Source organism: Ferrovum myxofaciens (assembly GCF_000735045.1).
Taxonomy (GTDB): Bacteria; Pseudomonadota; Gammaproteobacteria; order Burkholderiales; family Ferrovaceae; genus Ferrovum; species Ferrovum myxofaciens.
This window is the reverse complement of record NZ_JPOQ01000230.1, coordinates 1-2,328: the sequence shown is the minus strand read 5'-3', so window position 1 is coordinate 2,328 and position 2,328 is coordinate 1. Positions and strand designations below refer to the sequence as shown.

General features: G+C 46.9%; 1 protein-coding gene and 1 pseudogene. One reads left to right on the top strand and one right to left on the bottom strand.

Annotation, left to right across the window (positions count from 1 at the left end):
- The first annotated feature begins 386 nt into the window (after positions 1-386).
- Positions 387-1,607, top strand: a complete 1,221-nt coding sequence (locus tag IV91_RS16975; RefSeq protein WP_031599157.1) for an NYN domain-containing protein — start codon at positions 387-389, stop codon at positions 1,605-1,607.
- A 46-nt stretch (positions 1,608-1,653) separates the two neighbouring features.
- Here the strand turns inward: IV91_RS16975 and IV91_RS18090 are convergent.
- Positions 1,654-1,827, bottom strand: a pseudogene (locus tag IV91_RS18090) (IS256 family transposase); the annotation flags it as partial.
- Positions 1,828-2,328: the final 501 nt, after the last annotated feature.

The window sequence follows — 2,328 nt, the reverse complement described above, 5'->3', positions numbered from 1 at the left end:
ACACAGAATTCTGACCTCTTGCGAAAACCGATGAGGTGAATCATTGCGATCAACAGTACTTTGATTTCCGGAAATACAACAATTCGATCTGGCAGCGATGGTGCCAAGACTTGCCGTGGCGCTCATGTGTGCAACTCATTGTTCTGGAAAGAAACTGATGGCGCTCACTGAGATTGAGACATAATCAGGTCCGTTGATGCGCTACTCGAAGAAGACGGTCCACTCATCTGGCCCCGGATCACCGAGCAGGAGCAAGACGACTTTGATGCCTCATGCCGGAAGTTCTATCGGTTCCTCATGAAGTCGTCTGAAGATGGAAATTCAGGTTGATAACTGGCTACAATTACCCGCCGATTCCACTGGCGAAGCGGGTTTAAGGAGATCATATGGAGTACAACCCTTTTGCTGCTCGCTATGCGGAATTGAAACAAAATGTCTCGTTGGCTGAAGATGAGAAAAATAAGTGGTGCCAGAAAATTGAGTGGTATAACCGTTTTAATGGAAACGACGCTTCTTCTTCGTTGTGGGCCACTAAGCGGGAATCAAGTTCACTCGATAAACTGCTAAAAGTCATTGACTCAAAGAGTTGCGATAAGAAAGCTAAAGTTGAGGACCTAGAGAAATCAGCACGTCCAGGTCCTGACCCTCGTTACTGGTTATCGACTAAGCGCAGGGCAGCAAAGGTCGAGTTGGAGGGGGCCAAGAAGGAAGTCGCGCAACTGCAAGAGCGAAGAAACTCCCTTGACCAAAAGATCCAGGAGATGAAGAATCTGATTGACAAGCAACAAACCGATTTGGATCGTTATCGCAACTTCGACCACCTAGAGGCAGAGGCCACCATAAAGGCGTTAACTGTTCAAATTGAGCAATTGAATGCTGAAATTGAGGAGGTTATGCCGTTAAATGATCGCGTTGACCGACAACTAATGGAACCATTAACTGAACTGAATAAACTCAAGCAGCGAAAAAAAGAACTTGAAGCTGACATTGACATCGCTAATAACTTAGAGCAGAGACTTTCGAGTGAGCAAAATACTATCCAGAAAAAAAAGATCCACAATGAATGTAGCAATCGTTTCGGTGAGTCAAAACCGACTAAAGTGATTCGAGATAAGCAAGAGGAACTGAAGTCAGTCAACCGTAACATCGAGAAATTGCATGATCGCCTGTGCTTGATCTCTGCGCGTGTGGCGCGTGTCATTACAGAGCTTGTGATCGACGGTAATAACTTGTGCTACCAACACCAGATCTTCATTGGGCTAGCAGCACTGCAGATTGTTGCACAAAGATTGTCAAGTGAATTTAAAGTGGTCATAGTTTTTGATGCATCCATACGAGTGCTTCTCCAATTGCGTGATCGCGATATTACAGCGCGATTTGGGGGCGCAGTGAAAGTGCATATCGTGTCTTCTAGGAACAAAGCTGACGAAACAGTTCTTGATGCTGCGGCTGGCACGAGTGCCTACGTGATCAGCAATGATCGCTTCAGAGATTATCCGGACAAACCTGCAGTTCGAGACAAGCGTCTTATTAGGCACGAAATCCTAAACGGCCGGGTTTTCATTCACGATTTAAACGTGGCTGAGGACATCCTAACTGCAGACTAATATTTACACATCGAGGGTGTCCTAGATTTTGTGTGAACGGAATTTCTTAATGCTGCGGCATCCGCTCCTCGAACTGGATAGTAAAATGATTCAGCGCCGCTTTCCAGTCCCTTATCGGCATCGTCCATTTTTTGCTGATGTTTTGTATGGCCAGGTAGAACAGTTTTAGCAGTGCCTCATCGGACGGGAATGAGCCACGGTTCTTGGTGATTTTTCTCAGGCGGAATGGTCTATGGGTTACGCAGAAAAAAGGATTAGACGACTCTGTATTGCGTTCCGCGTGGGCAAGACTATATCGCAGTCATGGAAGCGAAACGTGCCCACTGGAAAGCGTTAGGTTTCTATCCTGATAATTGAGTTACCTGTATAATAAACCACCGGGGCGTTGTTGTTATCTGATGGAACCGACCGCGCATGCGGCCTAAAGAATGGCGACCATCGTCGCAGTGTGCAAACTTGGCGTGATGTGCCCTAACACAGGCTACCGACTTTTCTAAAAACGAGTAAGAACCGCGACAGTTCCTCCAGCGTTTCAAATCTGATCTGCCAGCCGTATGATGTTTCTGTCTTTCCTAGATTGATCCGCTTCGGGAACTCCGTAAGCGGTAAGCCAGCGGCGTTGTATTCAGGGAGGATTGACCCCGGCATACTCCGATCATCAAGGATAGATGATCGGGAGGGGGTTACGAATGGCTGTGCTGGGTGAAACGATACAGATCGG